The 20286-nt window shown below is 69.2% G+C and carries 16 protein-coding genes; 9 read left to right on the top strand and 7 right to left on the bottom strand.

Features of this window, described 5'->3' with window-relative positions:
- Window positions 1-33: 33 nt before the first annotated feature.
- Window positions 34-1623: an alpha/beta fold hydrolase gene (locus MUN33_RS00380; RefSeq protein ID WP_244802932.1), complete on the top strand. Its 1590-nt coding sequence runs from the start codon at window positions 34-36 to the stop codon at window positions 1621-1623.
- Window positions 1624-1668: 45 nt separating this feature from the next.
- Here MUN33_RS00380 and budA read toward each other — a convergent pair whose 3' ends face one another.
- From budA to MUN33_RS00355, 5 genes are all read right to left on the bottom strand, one after another.
- Window positions 1669-2400: an acetolactate decarboxylase gene (gene budA, locus MUN33_RS00375; RefSeq protein ID WP_244802931.1), complete on the bottom strand. Its 732-nt coding sequence runs from the start codon at window positions 2398-2400 to the stop codon at window positions 1669-1671.
- Between the two features lie 21 nt (window positions 2401-2421).
- Entirely contained in the window at window positions 2422-3615 is a 1194-nt protein-coding gene (locus MUN33_RS00370; RefSeq protein WP_244802930.1) for a glycerate kinase, read from the bottom strand.
- 24 nt (window positions 3616-3639) lie between these two features.
- Window positions 3640-5463 carry a phosphoenolpyruvate carboxykinase (GTP) gene (locus MUN33_RS00365; RefSeq protein WP_244802929.1) on the bottom strand — a complete coding sequence of 608 codons (1824 nt, stop codon included), beginning with the start codon at window positions 5461-5463 and terminating at the stop codon, window positions 3640-3642.
- A gap of 69 nt (window positions 5464-5532) precedes the next feature.
- Window positions 5533-6096 carry a hypothetical protein gene (locus tag MUN33_RS00360; RefSeq protein WP_244802928.1) on the bottom strand — a complete coding sequence of 188 codons (564 nt, stop codon included), beginning with the start codon at window positions 6094-6096 and terminating at the stop codon, window positions 5533-5535.
- Complete coding sequence (locus MUN33_RS00355) at window positions 6093-7037, bottom strand: hypothetical protein (RefSeq protein ID WP_244802927.1); 945 nt, start codon at window positions 7035-7037, stop codon at window positions 6093-6095. The genes MUN33_RS00360 and MUN33_RS00355 overlap by 4 nt, the downstream gene beginning before the upstream one ends.
- A 48-nt stretch (window positions 7038-7085) precedes the next feature.
- Here MUN33_RS00355 and trmB point away from each other — a divergent pair, with 48 nt between their 5' ends.
- From trmB to MUN33_RS00330, 5 genes are all read left to right on the top strand, one after another.
- Entirely contained in the window at window positions 7086-7871 is a 786-nt protein-coding gene (gene trmB, locus MUN33_RS00350) for a tRNA (guanosine(46)-N7)-methyltransferase TrmB (RefSeq protein WP_439647812.1), read from the top strand.
- Window positions 7868-8536, top strand: a complete 669-nt coding sequence (locus MUN33_RS00345) for an NYN domain-containing protein (protein WP_244802925.1) — start codon at window positions 7868-7870, stop codon at window positions 8534-8536. The genes trmB and MUN33_RS00345 overlap by 4 nt, the downstream gene beginning before the upstream one ends.
- A gap of 16 nt (window positions 8537-8552) precedes the next feature.
- Window positions 8553-11051, top strand: coding sequence for an MMPL family transporter (locus MUN33_RS00340; protein ID WP_244802924.1), 2499 nt, complete (start codon window positions 8553-8555; stop codon window positions 11049-11051).
- Between the two features lie 8 nt (window positions 11052-11059).
- On the top strand, window positions 11060-12340 hold the full coding sequence (locus tag MUN33_RS00335; RefSeq protein WP_244802923.1) for a lysylphosphatidylglycerol synthase transmembrane domain-containing protein: 1281 nt from the start codon (window positions 11060-11062) through the stop codon (window positions 12338-12340).
- A 1477-nt stretch (window positions 12341-13817) separates the two neighbouring features.
- A complete protein-coding gene (locus MUN33_RS00330; RefSeq protein WP_244802922.1) occupies window positions 13818-14240 on the top strand; it encodes a DUF3054 domain-containing protein in 423 nt (140 codons plus the stop codon).
- Here MUN33_RS00330 and MUN33_RS00325 read toward each other — a convergent pair.
- Window positions 14215-15126 carry a LysR family transcriptional regulator gene (locus tag MUN33_RS00325; RefSeq protein WP_244802921.1) on the bottom strand — a complete coding sequence of 304 codons (912 nt, stop codon included), beginning with the start codon at window positions 15124-15126 and terminating at the stop codon, window positions 14215-14217. The two genes, MUN33_RS00330 and MUN33_RS00325, sit on opposite strands and share 26 nt — an antisense overlap.
- Before the next feature lie 86 nt (window positions 15127-15212).
- On the opposite strand from MUN33_RS00325, the gene MUN33_RS00320 reads away from it, so the two are divergent.
- The 3 genes from MUN33_RS00320 to MUN33_RS00310 all read left to right on the top strand — a co-directional run bounded on the left by MUN33_RS00320 (window position 15213) and on the right by MUN33_RS00310 (window position 18547).
- Complete coding sequence (locus MUN33_RS00320) at window positions 15213-16418, top strand: MFS transporter (RefSeq protein ID WP_244802920.1); 1206 nt, start codon at window positions 15213-15215, stop codon at window positions 16416-16418.
- 129 nt (window positions 16419-16547) lie between these two features.
- Window positions 16548-17117 (top strand): DUF6230 family protein, encoded by a 570-nt coding sequence (locus MUN33_RS00315; RefSeq protein ID WP_244802919.1) that lies wholly within the window; start codon window positions 16548-16550, stop codon window positions 17115-17117.
- A complete protein-coding gene (locus tag MUN33_RS00310; RefSeq protein ID WP_244802918.1) occupies window positions 17117-18547 on the top strand; it encodes a DUF6114 domain-containing protein in 1431 nt (476 codons plus the stop codon). The genes MUN33_RS00315 and MUN33_RS00310 overlap by 1 nt, the downstream gene beginning before the upstream one ends.
- Window positions 18548-18661: 114 nt before the next feature.
- Here the strand turns inward: MUN33_RS00310 and MUN33_RS00305 are convergent, their stop codons facing one another.
- Window positions 18662-20278: an acyl-CoA carboxylase subunit beta gene (locus tag MUN33_RS00305; RefSeq protein WP_244802917.1), complete on the bottom strand. Its 1617-nt coding sequence runs from the start codon at window positions 20276-20278 to the stop codon at window positions 18662-18664.
- Window positions 20279-20286 lie beyond the last annotated feature (8 nt).

The following is a 20286-nucleotide window of genomic DNA, read 5'->3' as shown; positions in this document are numbered from 1 at the left end:
GGAGAATCCGTACCATTGCGCGCCCGTACCTCCATGTCCGCAGTCCTGGCCACCCTCGCAGTCACCGCCGGTGGGCTCCCCGTCGCCGCCGCAGGCACCGCCGTTGATGCCCCGACCGGGGGCGTCGCCCGGCCCGCCGTGTCCGACGAGATCACCTGGGAGGCCTGTCCGGAGCTCGTCACCGTGGAGACCGCCGAGTGCGGACGTGTCGACGTGCCGATGTACCACGCCGACCCCGACGGTGCGGAGATCTCCGTCGGCTTCGTGCGCATCCCCGCGTCCGACCCGGACTCCCGCCGCGGCGCACTGTTCGGCAACCCCGGAGGTCCCGGCGGCGACGGCTACTCCTTCTTCGGCTACGACGGGGAGGGTGCCATGTCCTGGCCCGAGGAACTGCGGAGCGAATGGGATCTCGTGGCGGTACAGCCCCGTGGGCTCACCGGCTCGACCCCGGTGGACTGCGACCACGACCCCGGATTCGACCCGGTACGCGCGCAGCTGGAGCCCGGGGCGTACCTCAAGGCCGCCTGCGAGACGGGGACGCCGGGGTACACCGACGCCCTGAACACCTCCGAGACAGCCGACGACTGGGACGATGTCCGCGCCGCCCTGGGCGAGGACAGCATCTCACTTCTCGGCCTGAGCTACGGAACCCATCTCGCCTCGACGTACGCCACGAAGTACCCCGACCGCACCGATCGGACGGTCCTCGACTCAGGCTTCGACACGAAGCGTGCCTGGGCCGGTGTCCTCGACGACCAGTCCGGCGGGTACACCGGCGCTCTCCACGACTTCCTGCAGTGGACCGCCGACAACAACGACACCTACGGCCTCGGCGAAACACCGTTGGAGGTGTACCGGGCCTGGTCGCGGGTGGTCGTGGAGGAGTCCGGGACGAACCCGACCGTCGTACCGCCGCCGGCGCAGGTCGGTGACCTGCCCCAGGGTCTGCAGTGGGCCGGCCAGCCCGCCGCCGACGTCCTCACGGCGACCGGGCATCCCCGGGCACAGCTGGAGAACCTCTTCCGCATGGTCAGCGCGCCCGGCGCCGTCCAGAGCACCTCGATGACCCTGGCACTGACCCGGATGATGCTCCCGTCCCCGAACAGCTGGGGGACCCTGGCCGGCATGGTCGCCGGCACCGAGGACGTCCCCGACATCGACGAACTCGCCGCCCAGGCCCAGGACCCGTCCGCCACGGTCCCCGTCTACATGCAGGCCATGGTGATCTGCAACGAGAACCAGGTGGCACCCGACTACACGCGCATCCCCGGGGCCGTGTGGAACGGCATGGTCGTCCAGGATCCGTTCGTCGCCCCGGGTGACATGGCCGCCGCCGGGATCAGCTGCTCCGGCACCACACCGGACGCCCCCTTCGTGGACATCAACGGCGACGGTCTGGACACCCGTCCGCTGCAGATCCAGGGCACCGGCGACCCGCAGACCGTCTACCGCACCCACCGTCCGATGGCGGAGGCGATGACCAGCCACGTCATCACCGTGGACGGCCCCGGACATGCACAGGTCGGCGTGGGCAACACCGTCGTCGACGACGCCGTCGTGGAGTACCTGCGTACCGGGCACACCGACGTCACCTCCGCTCCGTCACGCCCGATCGGCTGAACCAGCCGAGGTGCGCCGGAACCCACCGGAGCGCGCCGGAGTGGGTCAGTCCTTGACCTCGGTGGCGTGCAGTTGCTCGTCGAGGTCCGCCGGGTCCAGGTTCGCCGCCGAGAACGTCGAGGTCAACGGCAACCGTAGGTCCAGGTCGGTCCCCGGGCACAGTTCGATCTTGCCCTCGGCGAGGGTGAAGTCCAGGACATGCCCGCCGGAGGTCCGGTCGTCGTCGATGAAGTGCACATGGCAGCCCGGCACCGAGATCCCCTTCTCGAACACCGGGGTGCGGAAGCCCGCGATCACCCCGGAGATGTCCGTGAAGCGCTGCTCCGCGTCATCGCCCACCGCCTCCGTCATCGGCGGGTACGGCTTCGACTGGCGGACGACGGTCCGCGTCGTCACCTCGCGGAACCGCCCGGTGATCCGCACGGCGTACATGTAGTTCGCCGAGGGCGTCATCTCGTCGATGAAGTCGGACAGCTCGGAGCGCCGGATGTCCTGCGGGGCACGGCGACGGATCCGTGGCACGAAGTTCGTCGCCACCGCGTACGGGCTTTTGGCCTCCAGGTCGGCGCGCACCGCGGTGCCGTCGTGCCGCAGCTGGTAGCAGGTGCCGTCGACGATCACCATCTCACCGTCGAGGGCGTCGAACGTACCCAGGCCGAAGTTCCCCTTACCCAGCAGCTCACCGACGGTCATCTCACCGTCGTAGATGCCGTCGAGCAGGGCGGTCATCAGGGAATTCTGGAAGATCGTGTGGCGGGTGAGAGGACGGTCAGTCATGCCGCCCAGCATAACCGTGATTCAGGAACCGACCCCGGAACCGGACCCGGGACCCAGCCCTGCAGCGATCTCCTCCCCGATCCGTTCCAGGATCGGCAGCGGACGCCGGATGCACTCCGCCACGTCCGGCTCGTGGTCGGTGAGGCTGTGGACCGCCACGAACAGGTCGGACGCTCCGAGCTGGTCCTGTCCGCACACGGCGACGACGGGGACGCCGTGCCGACGGGCCCGCTCGGCGACTCCGGCCGGCGCCTTGCCGCCGAGAGTCTGCGCATCGAGCCTGCCCTCACCGGTGACCACCAGGTCCGCCCCGTCGAGGGCCCCGGTGAACCCGGTCTCGTCCATGACCAGTCCCACCCCGGAGCGCATCCGCGCCCCCAGCAGCGCCATCGCCATGAACCCCAGTCCACCCGCGGCACCCGCACCGGGCCGCCCGGCCACCCCGGACGTCCCCACCGTATCCTCCACCACCCGGGCGAAACGGCGCACCGCGTCGTCCACCTCGTCGATGTCGCCCGGCACCAGACCTTTCTGCGGCCCGAACACCGCCGCCGCCCCGTCCGGCCCGCACAGCGGGTTACGCACGTCGGAGGCGACCAGAACCTCGACGCCCTCCAGCCGGGGATCCAGTCCGGCGGTGTCGACCGTGGCGACGTCCGCCAGCCCGGCGACCTGCTCCACGGCCCGTCCGGCGTGGTCACGGAACTCCACGCCCAGGGCCCGGGCCATACCGAACCCCGCGTCCGTGGTGGCGCTTCCGCCGAGACCGAGGATGACCCGCCGGGGCCCGTCGTCGAGCGCGGCGCGGAGGAGGTCGCCGACACCCCAGGAACCCGCCTGCCGGGCGTCACCGGGATCCGGGGTCGCCCCGTCCGGCGACACCATGTCCAGCCCGCAAGCGCGGGCGACCTCGATCACCGCCGTCGGCACGGCGGCTGGTGAATCGGCGGGGCCGTCGGGGCCGTCGGGGCCGGCTCCCGGGGACAGGCTGTACTGCGATGCGACGGGGAGGCCGTCGGCGCCACGCACCGTCACCGCGCGGCGCCGGAAACCCAGGTCGTCGAAGACCTCGAGGGTGCCGTCCCCGCCGTCCGCCAACGGCACCACCACCGTGTGGCAGCCCGCCGCCGCGAGCCCGCGGGCCAGCGCCTCGCCCACGGAACGCGACGATGCCGACCCCTTGAACGCGTTACAGCTGATCAGGATGGTCGGCATCGGTACCGGGGGTCCGCGGTGCGGCTACGCCTTGGCCTCGGCCACGCGCTGCTTCAGGGCGCGGAACTGCTCCCAGACCTCCTCGGGGACCTTGGGGCCGAGGAAGGTGAGGTACTCGTCGTTGTCCTCGATGTCGCGGGCCCACTGCTCCGGCGGCGCGGTCAGCGCGGTGCGGATGTCCTCCTCCGGCTCGGTGACACCGTCCAGGTCGAGGTCCTCGTAGCGCGCGGTGTGGCCGACCACGGTCTCGTCGGCGCCGACCGTGCCCTCGATGCGCTCCACGATCCACTTGAGCACACGGCTGTTCTCGCCGAACCCGGGCCACAGGAAGCGGCCGTCGTCGCCACGACGGAACCAGTTGACCAGGAAGACGTCCGGCATCTTGTCGCCGCCCTTCTTCCCCATGTCGATCCAGTGCTGCAGGTACTCGCCGGCGTTGTAGCCGATGAAGGGCAGCATCGCCATCGGGTCGTGGCGCAGGGTGCCCACGGCACCCTCCTGGGCGGCAGTCTGGCCGGAGGCCATCAGCGCGCCGACCATGGTGGCGTGCTCCCAGTCGTAGGTCTGCGACACCAGCGGCACGGTGTCGGCACGACGGCCACCGAACAGGATGGCGTCGACCTTGACGCCCTTCCAGTCGTCGTACTCCGGTGCGGCGACCGGGCACTGTGCCAGCGGCACGCAGTAGCGGGAGTTCGGGTGGGCGGCCTTCTCGTCAGAGTCGGGCGTCCAGTCGTTGCCCTTCCAGTCGATGAGGTGGGCCGGGGCCTCGCCGCCGATGCCCTCCCACCAGACGTCGCCGTCGTCGGTGAGCGCGACGTTGGTGAACAGGGTGTTCCCGGCCTCCATGGTCTCCATGGCGATCGGGTTGGAGCCGTAGCTGGTGCCCGGCGCGACGCCGAAGAAACCGTTCTCCGGGTTCACGGCGTAGAGGTGGCCGTCCTCACCGAACTTCAGCCAGGCGATATCGTCGCCGACGACCTGGGCCTTCCAGCCCGGGATGGTCGGGGTGATCATCGCCAGGTTGGTCTTGCCGCAGGCGGACGGGAAGGCGCCGAGGATGTGGTAGTCCTTGCCCTCCGGGCTGGTCAGCTTCAGGATGAGCATGTGCTCGGCGAGCCAGCCCTCCTCCTTGGCCATGACCGAGGCGATACGCAGGGCGTAGCACTTCTTGGCCAGGATGGCGTTTCCGCCGTACCCGGAACCGTAGGACCAGATCTCCTTGGTCTCGGGGAACTGGGTGATGTACTTGGTGTCGTTGCAGGGCCACGGCACGTCCTGCTCGCCCGGCTCCAGCGGGGCACCGACGGAGTGCAGGCAGCGGACGAACGCGCCGTCGGTGCCGAGCTTGTCGAGCGCCTCCTGCCCCATGCGGGTCATCACGCCCATGGAGAGCACCACGTAGGCGGAGTCGGTGAGCTGCACGCCCAGTTTCGGCTGCGGGTCGCTGATCGGGCCCATGCAGAACGGGACGACGTACATGGTGCGCCCACGCATCGAGCCGGCGAAGTGCTCGGACATCTCCTCCTTCATCGCCGCCGGCGGCGCCCAGTTGTTGGTGGGGCCGGCGCCTTCCTGCTTCTCGGAGCAGATGAAGGTCCGTGACTCGACGCGGGCGACGTCCGCCGGGTTCGACCGGGCGAGGAAGCTGTTCGGGCGCTTCTCCTCGTTGAGCTTGGTCAGCGTTCCCGCCTCGACGAGTTCACCCGTCAGGCGGTCCCACTCCTCCCGTGACCCGTCGACGAAGACCACGTTTTCCGGCTGGAAAAGTTCGACTGCCTCGGTAATCCAGGCGAGGAGACCCTCGTGCTGGGTGGGTGGCTGGCCGACGAGCCCGGGAATGGTCATGAAAACTCCTGACGAGATGTGTTTCAGAAATGTTCTGAGGGATGATGAGGTCTTCTGCGCTTCACAAGACTAACCCCAGTTCCCCCTGTCCACACATTCCCACCCGCGCGCGTCCCACGACCCACGCCCGTTTCCGGGGGTAGCCGGGGGGATGCCGACCCAGGCGCCGTATCGTCCCCCCTGCTCACCGGCACTTTCGGATAAGCCTACCACCCCCTCTGCGGCGGTGCCCTGCCCGTCACCATCCACCGCCGATGTGACAGAAGACACATCTACGTGTATCTCCGCCGTGGCTGATCCGTCCTCCGCGTGGTCTCCCGCATGGTCCTCCGCGTGGTCGTTCACGCCGTCACTCATGCAGTCCTGCCGTCGCCACGACGACCACCCGCCGTCGAAGGTGACCACCGACAGGGTGTCGACCCGGCCGTCCCCGTCGGTGTCGGCGCAGATGGTCATGCCGGTCTCGTCGGTCAACGTGACCGACTCCTCACCCGGCAGGCGGTGGGACACCGGCAGACCGAAGGTCACGTCCCCCAGGTCCAGCAGCAGGCCCTCGCCCGCCTCCACCTGCCCCGCCGACACCGGGTCCAGGTCCGCGGCCCCGGGCAGTCCCGTCTCCTCCCAGCCGGTCATGACGCACCCCCGGGCAACCGTTCCGCGACCGGCGGGACGACGATCCGGGCGACGACGTCGGTCACCGTCGCCGCCCACCGCCGCCGCAGGGACGCCGCCCGACGTGCCGCGGCCTGCTCCCGGCGCGCCGCGCGCCCCGTCCACCACCGCGCGACCGCGGTCGCCGTCATGACGAGGACACCGGCCGCCACCGCGGCGACCGGGGAATCCGTCAGCCGCACCACGCCGGCCGCCGCGGCACCTCCGGCCCCGAGCGCGGCCGCCACCGTCACCAGGTGCGGCACCGTCCCACCCGACGGCGCCGACGTGCCCTCCTCACCGGTGCGCTCCGCCGGGGCGAGATTCGGCATTTCGACCCCCTGCTCCAGCACCGCGACGGTGAGCCGCGCCCGGAACATCCGGTCCAGCTCCTCCGTGCCGGCTGTACCTGCCGTGCCTGCCGTGCCGCCTGTGCCTGTGTCGAGCAGCTCGGTGGCGATGCGCTCCGCCGCGAGCCGGACGGCGATACGCACCCGGTCCAGCCGGTCGGCGTCGGCCCGTCGGGCGTCCGCCACCCAGCGTTCCCGGTCCACCCACATCCCGTCGACCACCTCCGCCAGGCCCGCCAACGACCGTTGCCCGGCGTACCCGTCGTCGCCCCACACGCAGTGCACGACCCCGGCCTCCGCCGGGAACGTGCCACCGTCAGGGCCGTCAGGCCCGTCTGTGCCATCGGGTCCGTAGACCACCACCACGCCCATCGCGTCGCGGACGGCACGGACGACCTCCCTGTCCTCCGCGGTGACCGTCGACGACGTGACGACGGCGACGACACCGTCCGCCTCGCCGGGCCCGGCGCCGGCGGCGAACCGTCTCCCCCGCCGCGCGGTCGCCGTCCCGACCCCCGCCGTCACCTGCTCGACGGCCCGCGCGTCCGGGCCGATCACAGAAATAACCGTCACACTTCCCCCTAGTTCCCTGTACCGCTGTGTTCTGCCACAATGAGGGGGATGTCTATTCCCGATAACCCCCCAGCACCGCGTTCGGGTGGCCGCGGCCGCCCCCTGCAGACCGAGTTTAACGACGGACGCGACTATCCGCGACTGGGTAGCTTCAGTTTCCGCCGCGGCACCCTCACCGACAACCAGGAAGCCGTCTGGGAAGACAACTGGCCGTCGCTGGGCATCGAGCTCACCGACGACCTGACCGACCCGGTCGACCTCGACAGCTGGTTCGGACGCACCGCCCACGACACCATCGTCGAGGTCGGGTCCGGCACCGGCACCTCCACCGCGGCCATGGCGCCGTTGGAGGAGGACACCAACGTCGTCGCCGTGGAGATCTACCGTCCCGGCCTGGCGAAGCTGCTCGGCGCGGTCGTCCGCGGCGACATCGGCAACGTCCGCATGGTCAAGGGCGACGGGGTCGAGGTCCTGCAGCGCCTGTTCGCCCCGGGCAGCCTGGCCGGCGTGCGCATCTTCTTCCCCGACCCGTGGCCGAAGGCCCGCCACCACAAGCGCCGGATCATCCAGACCGGTACGCTGCATCTCATCGCGTCGCGCCTGCGGCCCGGCGGGATCCTGCACGTGGCCACCGACCACGCCGACTACGCGGAGTGGATCGACGACCTCGTCGAGGCTGAACCCGACCTGGAGTACCTCGGCTGGCCGGAGGACGACACGGAACGGAAGAACACCGTCCCGGTCCTGACCGACCGGCAGATCATCACGAAGTTCGAGGGCAAGGGTCTGGACAAGGACCACACCATCCGCGAGTACCTCTGGAGACGTCGATGAGCGACAACGACCCGCTGTCCTACACCGGTCAGCCGGAGCGTTCCCCGCTGTACCTGCTGGTCTGGGACGCGCCGAACATCGACATGGGTCTGGGCTCCCTGCTGGGAGGACGCCCGGACGCGGTGCACCGTCCCCGCTTCGACGCCGTCGGGCGGTGGCTGATCGACGTCGCCCGCGACGCCGGGGACGCGTCGGACGCATCGGACGAGGGCCCCGCGCCGGTGCCGGAGGCGACGGTGTTCACCAACGTCGCCCCCGGCTCGGCCGAGCAGATCCGCGGCTGGGTCGACGCCCTGCGCAACGTCGGTTTCGCCGTCTTCGCGAAACCGAAGTTGACTGAGGACTCCGACGTCGACCCGGACATGCTCGCCCACATCCGCCGTCGGCGTGACGAGGGCGTGCTCGACGGCCTGGTGGTCGCCAGCGCCGACGGGCAGAACTTCCGGGAACTGCTCGAGGAGCTCGCCGACGAGATCCCGGTGACCGTCCTCGGGTTCCACGAGCACGCCCACTGGGCCGTGGAGAACGACACCCTGGAGTTCCTCGACCTCGAGGACATCCCCGGTGTCTTCCGCGCCCCGCTGCCGCGCGTCAACCTCGACTCCCTGCCGGACGACGGTGCATGGCTCCAGCCGTACCGGCCACTCTCCGCACTGGTCCGCTGAAAGGAGCCTGCCCACAGTGTTCACGAGATGGGGCGACTTCGCCTTCCGTTTCCGTCGGATCATCCCCGCCGTCATCATCGCCCTGATCGGTGTGCTCTACCTGGGGGTCGGCACCCAGCTGGGCGACCGGATGAGCCAGGAGGGGTGGGACGACCCCCACAGCGACTCCACCCGCGCGGCCCAGATCGAGCAGGAGACCTTCGGACGTGACGCGTCCGGCGACGTCATCGTCCTGGTCACCAGCGACGGCGCCGACCTGACCGACCCTGCCCTGCAGGAGAACGTCACCAGCCAGCTCAACGCCATCGCCGTCGGCAACCAGGACGCCGTCGCCGGGGTGACCAGCTACTTCGACACCGGTCACGAGCAGATGCTCGCCGAGGACGGCTCCTCTGCCTTCGCCGCCATCAGCCTGCATGGCACCGAGGACGAGGTCCTCGAGAACTTCCGCGTCATCGAGGACGACCTGCACTCCATCAGCGTCGACGGCGCCACCGTGGAGATCGGCGGTGCCACCGCGGTCGCCGGTGCCCTCGACTCGGGCATGGGCGACGACATCCAGCGTGCCGAGCTGATCGGCCTGCCGGTCGTCGCCCTGCTGCTACTGGTCATCTTCGGCAGTGTGGTCGCCGCCTTCATGCCGTTGATCGTCGGTGTGCTGTCGATCCTGGGGTCCATGGGCATCCTGTCGGTGCTCGCGGGCATCACCCAGGTCAACACCTTCTCCCAGTCGGTGGTGACACTGCTGGGCCTGGGTCTGGCGATCGACTACGGCCTGTTCATGGTCTCCCGCTTCCGGGAGGAGCTCGCCGAAGGCAACGACACCCGCACCGCGGTACGTAACACCACCGCCTCGGCCGGCAAGACGGTGGTGTTCTCCGCCCTGATGGTGGCCGTCGCCCTGTCGAGCCTGCTGATGTTCCCGCAGGCCTTCCTGAAGTCGGTGGCCTACGGTGCGATCTCCGCCGTGGGTCTCGCCGCCCTGATCAGCGTGGCCGTGCTGCCCAGCATCTTCGCGATGCTGGGCCACCGGATCGACAAGTGGACGATCATCCGCCGGGGACGCACCCGCGATGCCACCGTGCAGTCATGGTGGGGCAAGGTCCCGGCCTTCGCGATGAAGCACGCGAAGCTGATGACGGTGGGCATCGTGGCCCTGCTGATCCTGCTGACGATCCCGCTGAGCGGGGTGAAGTTCGGCGGCATCAACGAGACCTACCTGCCTCCGGACAACAGCACCCGCGTGGCGCAGTCGCACTTCGACGAGGACTTCCCCGAGTTCCGCACCGACCCGGTGAAACTGGTCGTCGAAGGCGACAACGCCGCCGTCGGCGAGGTCTTCCAGAAGGCCAACGCCGTGGAGGGGCTCACCGGGACGTTCCAGGTCACCCAACCGACCAAGGGCGGGGTGACGGTGCTGTCCGCCGGCATCGCTGACCGGGACGACAACGACCGGGTGGTCAACGAACTGCGCGACATCGCCCACGGCCTCAATGCCGACGGAACCGTCCTCGTCGCCGGCACCCCGGCGATGGAGATCGAGTCGATCGAGGCGCTGTTCGACAAGCTGCCGTGGATGCTGGTGTACATCATCGCCGCCACGTTCATCCTGCTGTCGCTGGTGTTCGGGTCGGTGATCCTGCCCGCCAAGGCGGTCATCATGAACCTCCTCGGCACCGGCGCGACGCTGGGCATCCTGACCGCCCTGTTCGTCGACGGTGTCGGTGCGGACCTGTTCAACTTCTCCCCCGGCCCGCTGATGAGCCCGGTGCTGGTCCTGATCGTGGCGATCATCTACGGACTGTCGACGGACTACGAGGTGTTCCTGGTGTCCAGGATGGTCGAGGCCCGGGCACACGGGGCCTCGACACCACAGGCCATCAGGTTCGGCACGGCGACGACCGGCGGCATCATCACCGCGGCGGCGTTGATTATGATCGTGGTGGCCGGGGCGTTCGCGTTCTCCGACATCGTGATGATGAAGTACATCGCCTTCGGCATGATCGCCGCCCTGGTCATCGACGCGACGGTGATCCGTATGCTGCTCGTCCCCGCCGTGATGTACCTGTTGCGCGAGGACTGCTGGTGGGCACCGAAGTGGGTGACCGCGCTGTCGAGGAAGATCGGCCACAACGAGCAGCTCGAGGGCTTCAGCCACGACAGCACGATAGCCGGGCCCGCCACCGATACTGCCACCGCCGCCGACACCGACGAGGCACCCGAACCGGTCACCGTCGGTGCGCCGGCAGACCCGTCCGAGGTGTCCCGTCCCGCTGGCGCGGTCGTCTCGCGCTCCCCGATCCCCGAGGCGTACGAGGCCCCTGAGGCACCCCTCGACCCGGCCGACCATGCCGATTCAGTCGGCCTGTCCGACTCTGTCGACTCCGCCGACCCGGCCGACCCGGACGCGGACTTCTACGGGGCCCACGCCACCACGGACGGGGCGATCCCCTTCACCGAGCTCATGCGCCGCCTGCAGGATGAGCGAGAGCGCCGCGAGAAACGGGAGCACTGAGCGACATCATGGCACCGAAACGCAGGTCGAGTCAGCTCCGCCACCACTGGCGGGTCTTTCTCCAGTGGGTGAAGGACCCGCGGGTGCGGGCACTGATCACCCTCATGCTGCTCGGCGCCATCATCTTCCTCGCGCGCGACCACTACCACTTCCTCGAGGAAGGGTGGGCGGCGATGCTGCAGGCCAACAACTGGTACATCCTCGCCGCCGTTGTGGCGATGGGGTTGTCGATGGTCGCCCAGGCCGAGGTGATGGTCGCGCTGCTGCGCCCCGCGGGCGTGCCGGTGAAACGCAGCAGCGCCAATGCTCTGGGGCTGTCGGCCAACGCCTGGTCCTCAACCTTCCCCGGCGGCCCGGCGATCTCCGCGGCGATGATCTTCCGCGAGCAGATGAAGTGGGGCGCCACCGGTGTGGTCGCCAGCTGGTACCTGGTGATCTCCGGGGCCCTGTCCGGCGCCAGCATGGCGTTGCTTGGCTTCGGCGCGGTGTTCTTCCTGCAGGCGAACGTGCACGTGTTCTCGCTGACCGCGTCCCTGCTGGTGCTCGTGTCGCTGATGCTGGTGGCGAACTGGGCCTCACGCCACCCGGACAAGGTCCAGGCGAAGCTGCTGTCCGCCATGACCTGGTTCAACACCAAGCGCCGGAAACCGGCGGAGCGTTTCCACGAGCAGATCCGCAGCTTCGCCCAGCAGCTCCGGGCCGTCGACCTCTCCCCGAAGTGGCTGAGCTACGCCGTCTCGGTCTCCCTGCTCAACTGGGTACTCGAGATCGTCTGCCTCTTCCTCTGCATCCTCGCCATCGGTGCGGAGCCCAGCATCGCCGGGGCGATCCTGGCCTTCATCGTCGCGAAGCTGATGGGCCAGGCGCAGATCACCCCCGGCGGTCTCGGCCCGGTCGACATCACGCTGACCACGATGCTGGTCGGCACCGCCGGGCTGGGTTCCGGCCAGGCCGTCGCGGCGGTGATCGTCTTCCGCATGGTCAGCTTCGCCCTGCTCACCCTGGTCGGCTGGCTGGTGTTCCTGTGGACGTTCGTCCGACCGGAGGAGGAGGGCGCCGACGACACCGGCGATCCCGGACGCCGTCGATCCGGTACAGGGCTGACGGTCCGGCAGATCACCGGCGGCTCCGCGGCCCGGGACCCGCGGCACACGACGAGCGACCAGGACGACGGGGTCATCGACCGCCTGCCCCGGTACCCGGGCCACCAGGAGACTGACGAGCGTCGGAACCGACAGGACCATGGTGAGCCGCGGCATACCGACGCCCCGGAGCCGGAGACCGACTGAGAACCCCGACGTCACAGTCGAGGGCGCCGGGCTCACGGTCACGGGGATCCCCGATCCCCTGCCCGGACTGCGGTAAGCGTACGCCGCAGCGACGATCAGCAGCGGCAGGATGAAATACCCCGCCAGCCAGTCCCAGACCGGCCAGTTCCAAGTCTCACAGTGCGTTGATCCGGTCCTGCAGCTGTCCGTTGATCGCCTCGACCGGCCTGTTGGATGCTCCGATGCCGACGTACGCCAGGATGTCCTCCCGTCGGAGCCGCAGTGTCCCCCGAGTTGCACCGGCGCCTCCACCCCCCTCGGCAGCCCCGTGCGCAGAGTGTTGATCAGCCGTGTCATCACCTTCTTTCCCTTGGGCCTGCACGGATGTGAGTACGCGGCGATGACCTCCTGGTAGAACCCGCAGGTGACCTGCAATGCCACGTAGTCATCGTCGGTGTCCCACAGCAGGGCCCGGCAGTGCTTGTACAGTGGATCATCCTGTCGTCCCCGTCGTCCGGAGGCTTCCTTCTGCAGTCGTTGACGACACCCCGTGAACTTGTCGGCGGCCAGATACACAACCTGAAACCCTTCTATGCTCACGACCTGCATCCCGGCCCGGAACTGCGGATCATGCTCAGCGAACCAGGTGCGCAGAATCTCGATACTGCGCCCCGAGACGTATGTCGATCAACCGTGCCGGCAGGTGCCAGGCGGCCAGTGGAGTCAGATCCACCAGGACCGTGACCCTCGAAGACGGCTACCCGGGGTCTGCGGGTGCGTTTCCACCCGTGCTCGTCGACACTGAGGGGCCGGCCCCCTCCCGGATGGGTCCGGGCAGCATTGACGGGCTCGGCCCCTGGGAGCCCGGGGCATTGTCGGTTTCCGTGCATCGAAACCACCATTGCCCCGGGTTCTCAGGCGCAGAGGGCTTTCCCAGAGGGCTTTCACTGTCACCGCAACACCCATGGACGTCGACCGCGAGGCGCTGGTAGGCGCCAGCGAGTCGCCCGACCGGTGAGTCTCGCCCTGTCGTCAGCACAGGCCGGTGAGGTCTGGAAGATCTTCCGGTCGCAGGAAGCCTTAGCGCAGGTGAAGCGTGGTAGCCGGATGCGTAGGCGAGTCGGGTAGCCGACCGTGGGCAGGTCGACTAGCTGCCGGGGCAGTGGTCGTCGACGGCGACCGAGGTGGCGTTGATGATGGTGATCGGTCCGGTGTCGGCGACGAGGTTCCCTGAATGGGGCACTTCTAAGGTCCTGGTTTGCCTCAGCTGGTGACTTCGCAAACTCCCCTCTTGCACCGGTCAGGGCTTCCTCCATGTTGTGCCACACCGCGGTCACCACCCACACTAGGTAGGTGTCGTGACACCCAGCAGCTTGGGAGCGAACCCGGGTCACGAGGCTGCTGGGGCCAGCCCCATGTGAGTCCACCTCCCGTCCACCCGGGGGCGCGTACACGGAGCAACAGCACCATGTCGCGCCGACCACCTAGAATGGAGGTCATGACGAACTCCCCCGACGCGACGTCCGGCCCCGCAGGCCCCCTCTCCGCCACCGCCGGCATCTCGACGACGATGGCCCTGGCCGTCGACGCCATCGCTGTCCTGGTCTTCGCCCTGTTGGGCAAGCTCTTCCACGCCTCCGACGGCTTCAGCGTGCTGGGCTGGCTGGGCACGGCATGGCCGTTCCTCCTCGGCCTCGCGGTCGCCTGGGCGGTGCTGTTCACCGGGGTCCTCCGCCCGGCGCCGGGCTCGGGGCTCGGGATCCTCATCGTCACCTGGTTCGTCGGCATCGTGGTGCGCGGCATCGTGACCATGTCCGTGGCGTGGGGATTCGTCGTGACCTCGCTGATCTTCCTGGGCATCCTGATGCTCGGGTGGCGGACGGTGGCGTCCTTCGTCAGCCGGCGACAGTCCGCGTCCTGACGAACTCCAGGAAGTCCGCCACCGGCGGCACCAGGTCCGCCGGCGCCGTGCCCGCGCCAGCCGACCAGACCACGCCGAGCTCGCGGACCCGCTCCGTGTCCAGGGGGATCACGGACATGCCCTCCATCTGCAGGTTCGGGTCCCCCAGGGGCAGCAACGCCACGCCGAGCCCCGCGGTCACCAACCCCGCCACCGTGGTCAGCTCCATCGACTCGAAGACCAGCCGGGGACGGAAACCACTGTCGGCGGCCAGGGTGTCGAGCAGCAGGCGGGTGCCGTAGCCCTCCAGCATCGCGACAAACGGTTCCTCGGCGGCCTCCGCCAGGTCGATACTGTCCCGGCCTGCCCACGGGTGCCCGCACGGCACGGCGAGGCCCAGCCGTTGCTCCGCCACCTCCTCCCAGCCCACGAGACCGTCCCGGATCGGGCCGACAGGACACGGGCCGACGATCGCCAGGTCCACCGTCCCCGCCGTCACCTGGTCCACCAGGTCGAGTGCGGCCCCCTGCACCAGCTCGAAGTCCACGGCGGGCCGCCGTGCCCGGAAGCCGCGCAGCAGGTCCGGCACGAGCCACGTCCCCAACGAATGCATGAACCCCAGCCGGACGGTGCCGCGCTCCGGGTCGACGAGACGGCGCACCTCCTCCACCCCGGCCCGCCACGTGTCGGTCGTGGCCCGCGCCGTCGCCGCCAGGACCTCGCCCCGCCGGTTGAGGACGAGGTGACGGCCCCGCCGGTCGAAGAGTTCGGCCCCCACCGTCCGCTCGAGGGCGGCGAGCCGGCGGGACAGCGTCGACTGGCTGACACCGGTGGCCACGGCGGTGTCCACCATGTTCCCGGTCTCCACCAGGTCCAGGAACCAGTCGAGGTCCACCGGTGCGGCCATACGGTCACCCTCCTATGCGTCAAACGGGACAGAGACGTCATGGTAATGCATTTTGATCGTCGGTGCGGAACACCGACGATGGGTGCATGGACGCGACCGACACCCCTCCCCGCCCGGGACTCTCCCCCGGCGACCCCGGCTACCGGCGGATCATGCTCGCCGCCGCCACCGCCGGCCTGGCGAGTTTCAACGCCATGTACCTCACCCAGTCCGTCCTGCCCGCCATCCACGACGGGCTGGGGGTCTCGCCCACCACCGCGGCGCTGACCGTCTCCGCCACCACGGGCATGCTCGCCGTCACGGTCATCCCGGTCAGCATCCTGTCCGAACGGATCGGACGTCGCCGCGTCCTGCAGGTGTCGGTCGTCGCCGCCGCCGCCCTGAGCCTGCTCCTCGCCGCCGCACCCGGCATCGGCACCCTGGTCGCCGTGCGCGCCCTGCAGGGCATCGCCGTCGCCGGTGTACCTGCGGTGATGATGAGCTTCCTGTCCGAGGAGATCCACCGCGACCACCTCGGACGGGTGATGGGCCTCTACATCGCCGGCACGACCCTCGGCGGCCTGCTGGGCCGGCTCGTCCCGTCCAGCGTGCTGGGGTTCACCGACTGGCGCGGCGCCGTCCTCGCCGGCGGGGCCGTCGCATTGCTGCTCGGGCTCGTCTGCGCCTGGGCGCTACCACCCCAGCGGAACTTCACGCCGAAGACACTGACCCTGCGGCACGAGCTCGCCGCCTTCCGACGCCACTGGCGCGACCGCCGGCTCATCGCCCTGTTCATCCTGCCGTTCCTGATGATGGGCAGCTTCGTGTCCCTGTACAACTACCTCGGCTTCCGCTTCACCGGGCAGTTCGGCCTGCCCGAGGCCGTGGCCGGCGCTGTGTTCCTGCTCTACCTCTCCGGGACATGGTCGTCCGCCCGCGCCGGTGCACTGGTCGCCCGGTACGGGGCGGCGCGGGTGCTGGTCACCGGTGTCGCACTGACCACCGTCGGCCTCGCCCTGGCCCTGGTCCCGAACCTGGTGATCACGGTCCTGGGCGTCCTGGTGTTCACCGCCAGCTTCTTCGCCGTCCACTCCACCGCGTCGACCCTGGTGGGGCAGATCGCCGACCGCGACCGCGCCGAGGCGTCCTCCACCTACGTGATGAGCTACTACCTCGGCTCCTCCGTGGTCGGATGGCTCTCCGGGTACTTCTTCCAGACCGGCTGGGTCGCGCTGATCGTTGTGCTCGTGGCACTACAGGCGACTGCGCTGGTGTTGTGCCTGATCACCACCGGTCGGACTGGATCAAGGTGACACACCCCACTACAATTTACGAATTCTTCACAGAAACAAGTACGACGGCGTTACGATGTTCGGCAGTCGGCTTCATATATACCAACCGAGGGTCCGCGGACAGCGTCCCTCATCTACGGAGGAACGAACATGGGACACACCAAGGGAAAGCGGTTCGCCGGGGTCATGGCGGTCGGACTCCTGGCCACGGCCGGAGTGGGCGTGGCCATGGCCCAGGGAGGCCTGTCCGCCAACCTGGCCCTGTCCAACACTGTCTTCAACCAGGAGGTCAGCGGTCTCGACGCCACCGGCGTCTCGATCTTCGGCGGTGTCGACAGCCAGCATGACGGCGACACCGGTGTCGCCCGCCTGATCTTCGAGGACGCCACCATCACCGACATGTGCATGACCGCACCGCTGAACCTCCCCGGCCTCGGCGAGAAGCGCTTCCAGATGCTCGTTCCCGGCGAGAACACCACGGCCGAACACCTCGTCCTCGGTTCCCCGGGGCTCGTCGGTGGCCTGAGCCTGTCCAACGCCCAGATCGGTGTCGACGCCAGCCAGCTCGACGACGAGGCACCGGCCGGCTCGTGGGGCCTGCACGCCGACGGCCTCAACGCGAAGGACCAGGTCATCAAGGCCACCTCCATCGCCGCCGACAAGCTGACCGCCGCCGGCTCCAAGGTGGGGATCGTCGACGCAGACAAGGCTGAGTGCTGATGTCCGACGACTCCACCACACCCCCGGGTGTGAACGGGGCCGGGGGTGTCTCCGACGACACGACGTCGACCGAGACGGTGGAGACCACGGAAGCGTCCGGCACCACCGAGCCCCGTTCAGAGAAGCTCGAGAAGCAGAACCGACGGTTCAGCACCTGGCGCAAGGAACGTCCTTTCGGCGCGGGCCTGCTGATGATGCTCGCCGGCATCGTGATCATGGCCCCGGCCTACCTGTCCTTCGAGATCTCGAACATCCAGATCCAGATCTCCACCATGGGCGGGGTCTCCACCCTGGTCATCGGCATCCTGCTGATCACCTGTGGCCTGATGTGCTGGTTCCGCGGTGAAGGACGGATCCTGGCCGGTGTCGCCGCACTGATCCTGTCGATCCTGGCACTGTGGCAGTCCAACTTCGGCGGCTTCGGGATCGGCCTGATCCTCGGTCTCATCGGCGGTGCCCTCGCACTCGCCTGGGACCCGCAGTCCCGGGAGGACGCGAAGACGGAGAAGGCCGCGAAGAAGGCGGCGAAGAAGTCCGGTAAGGGCGGCGGGAACGGCACGGCCGGCACCGCCGCTGGTGCTGGTGCTGGTGCGAAGTCGGTCATCGCCGTCCTCGCCGCCGTGGCCGTCGGTGTGGGCGTCCAGACGCCCGAGGCACGCGCCCAGATCCCCGGTCTGCCCGAGTTTCAACTCCCGGAGCTCCCGATCCCCGGGCAGGGCAACGGCGACGGCAACGGGACCGGCGACGGCGGGACGGACGGCACCCCGGGGGACAACAGCCCCCGGCTGCCGAGCCTGCCCCCGCTGCCCGAGGCCCCCGACCTGAACCTCCCCGAGTTCCGGATGCCCGACGGCAACCGGCTCCAGGAGGACCTGGACAACTCCCTGGAGAAGCTCGGCGTGGAGATCCCGGGGCTGAACGTGGCCCCGCCGGCGCCCGTGTCGACGATGCAGCCGCCCTACGGCGGGACGTTCACCATCAAGACCGACACCGCGAAGATGACGCCGGGCATGAAGCTGTCCTACGTCACCCTCGACACGCTGCAAGGGCCGAAGAAGGCCCTGCGTATCGACGCGGACCAGGCGGTCATGGAGAACCTCCGGGTGCAGTTCCCCAACTCGCTGGGCACCGACCTGCTCGACGACACCGAGGGCGCGACCAGTACCCTCACCGGGAACTTCCATATCTTCGTCCAGGAACTGACGATGACCCTGGAGCTGCTCGGCGTGGACACGATGATCCCGGTCACCATCAACGCCGACTGGGCCCCGGACGACATCGCCAAGGAGCTGTCGAAGATCGGACTGGGCCTGCCCGACCTGCTGTCCGGCAAGACCCGGGTGCTCGACGTCCGCCTCGAGACCTACCACGTCATGGCCGACCACATGGACTACCCCCACAAGAACATCGGCCCCTGGCACGAGAACTGACCCGTCGTCCCCGCCCGTCGTCCCCACGACGCGGCCCAGACGGACGAAGACCCCGGACAGTGCAACTGTCCGGGGTCTTCCCGTGCGCGCGGTGCGGGTGGGCGGCGGGGCCACTCACATCGGCATGATGGTGTGCTTCTTCTCCGGCTCCAGCACCCGCTTGTCCCGCAGCAGCCGCAGGGACTGACGCAGCCGCAGGCGAGTCTGCGAGGGGTCGATGATCTCGTCGACGTAGCCGCGCTCCGCGGCGACGTACGGGCTGGTCATGTTCGCGTTGTAGAAGTCCATGAACATCTTCTTCGCGGCCGGTCGCTGCTCCTCCGGCAGAGCCGCGAGCTGACGGCCCTGGATCATCACCGCGGCGCCTTCGGCACCCATCACGGCGATCTGCGCGGTCGGCCACGCCAGGTTCACGTCCGCACCGAGGTTCTTCGACCCCATCACCGCGTACCCGCCGCCGAACGCCTTGCGCACCACCACGGTCATCTTCGGCACCGTCGCCTCCACCATCGCGAAGCCCAGCCGGGCACCGCGGTGGATCAGCCCCAGCTTCTCCTGTTCCGCGCCCGGCAGGTAGCCGGGTGTGTCCACCACGAAGACCAGCGGGACGTTGTAGGCGTCGCAGATCCGGATGAACCGGGACGCCTTGTCGGCGGCCTCGGCGTCGAGACACCCGGCCAGCGACATCGGCTGGTTGGCGACGACTCCGACGGAACGTCCGTCGATACGGGCGAAGGCGGTGATCACGTTCTGGCCGTAGTCCGGCTGGACCTCCAGGACGTCCTCGTCGTCGAAGATGCGGGTGAGCACGTCCATCATGTCGTACCCGGAGTTCGGGTCGTCCGGGATCAGGCCCACGAGTTCGGCGTCCCGGTCGTCCAGGGCGTCCGGCGGTGCCGGGACGTGGGGCGTGGGCTCAAACGCGCTGCTCGGCAGGTGCGCGAGGAGCTCGCGGACGTAGCTGAAGGCGTCGTCCTCGTCGGCACCGACGTAACTGATGTTGCCGTTGGCGGCCTGGACCCGGGCGCCACCGAGGTCCTGCATGCTGATCTTCTCGCCGGTGACGGACTCGATGATCTGGGGGCCGGTGACGAACATCGTCGTCTGCTCCTCTACGGCCACCAGGAAGTCCGTCGTCGCCGGGGCGTATACCGCGCCACCGGCGCAGTTACCCAGCAGGACGGAGATCTGCGGCGACTGCCCCGACAACGGCAGCTGGCGCCGGGAGATCTCCGAGTACATCGCCAGCGACATCACCGCGTCCTGGATGCGGGCGCCGCCGGAGTCGTTGATGCCGATGACCGGGCAGCCGATCCGGGTGGCCATGTCCATGACCTCGCAGACCTTCTTGCCGAAGGTCTCGCCGACCGAACCGCCGTACACGGTCTTGTCGTGGGCGTAGATGGCGACGGGGCGCCCGTCGACACGGCCGTAGCCGGTCACCACGCCGTCGCCGTAGGGGGCGTCCGGAGTGCCGGGGGTGCGTCCGAGGGCGCCGATCTCGGTGAACGACCCCTCGTCCAGCAGCGCGTCGATGCGCTGGCGCGGGGTGGTCCGGCCTTCCTCGTCACGTTTCTGCCGGGCGCGTTCGCTGCCCGGGTCCTGGGCCTCCTCCAGCCTGGAGTGCAGGTCCTCCAGTTTCTCGGCGGTGGACCGTCCTGTACCGGGGGCGGTGCGTTCCGCGGCGGCGGTCTCGTCGCCGAACCAGGGGTGTTCCGGTGTTCCTGTCATGGGTCCCA

The sequence above is a fragment of the Corynebacterium kalidii genome (assembly GCF_022869005.1).
GTDB classification, from domain to species: domain Bacteria; phylum Actinomycetota; class Actinomycetes; order Mycobacteriales; family Mycobacteriaceae; genus Corynebacterium; species Corynebacterium kalidii.
The sequence above is the reverse complement of the archived record's forward strand: the minus strand, read 5'-3'. Positions and strand labels throughout refer to the sequence as shown.

What these genes read in the sequence shown, in the direction of transcription:
- MUN33_RS00380 (WP_244802932.1), top strand. Translation starts at nt 34, where the DNA reads ATGTCCGCAGTCCTGGCCACCCTCGCAGTCACCGCCGGTGGGCTCCCC.
- budA (WP_244802931.1), bottom strand. Translation starts at nt 2,400, where the DNA reads ATGACTGACCGTCCTCTCACCCGCCACACGATCTTCCAGAATTCCCTG.
- MUN33_RS00370 (WP_244802930.1), bottom strand. Translation starts at nt 3,615, where the DNA reads ATGCCGACCATCCTGATCAGCTGTAACGCGTTCAAGGGGTCGGCATCG.
- MUN33_RS00365 (WP_244802929.1), bottom strand. Translation starts at nt 5,463, where the DNA reads ATGACCATTCCCGGGCTCGTCGGCCAGCCACCCACCCAGCACGAGGGT.
- MUN33_RS00360 (WP_244802928.1), bottom strand. Translation starts at nt 6,096, where the DNA reads ATGACCGGCTGGGAGGAGACGGGACTGCCCGGGGCCGCGGACCTGGAC.
- trmB (WP_439647812.1), top strand. Translation starts at nt 7,086, where the DNA reads ATGTCTATTCCCGATAACCCCCCAGCACCGCGTTCGGGTGGCCGCGGC.
- MUN33_RS00345 (WP_244802925.1), top strand. Translation starts at nt 7,868, where the DNA reads ATGAGCGACAACGACCCGCTGTCCTACACCGGTCAGCCGGAGCGTTCC.
- MUN33_RS00335 (WP_244802923.1), top strand. Translation starts at nt 11,060, where the DNA reads ATGGCACCGAAACGCAGGTCGAGTCAGCTCCGCCACCACTGGCGGGTC.
- MUN33_RS00330 (WP_244802922.1), top strand. Translation starts at nt 13,818, where the DNA reads ATGACGAACTCCCCCGACGCGACGTCCGGCCCCGCAGGCCCCCTCTCC.
- MUN33_RS00325 (WP_244802921.1), bottom strand. Translation starts at nt 15,126, where the DNA reads ATGGCCGCACCGGTGGACCTCGACTGGTTCCTGGACCTGGTGGAGACC.
- MUN33_RS00320 (WP_244802920.1), top strand. Translation starts at nt 15,213, where the DNA reads ATGGACGCGACCGACACCCCTCCCCGCCCGGGACTCTCCCCCGGCGAC.
- MUN33_RS00315 (WP_244802919.1), top strand. Translation starts at nt 16,548, where the DNA reads ATGGGACACACCAAGGGAAAGCGGTTCGCCGGGGTCATGGCGGTCGGA.
- MUN33_RS00310 (WP_244802918.1), top strand. Translation starts at nt 17,117, where the DNA reads ATGTCCGACGACTCCACCACACCCCCGGGTGTGAACGGGGCCGGGGGT.
- MUN33_RS00305 (WP_244802917.1), bottom strand. Translation starts at nt 20,278, where the DNA reads ATGACAGGAACACCGGAACACCCCTGGTTCGGCGACGAGACCGCCGCC.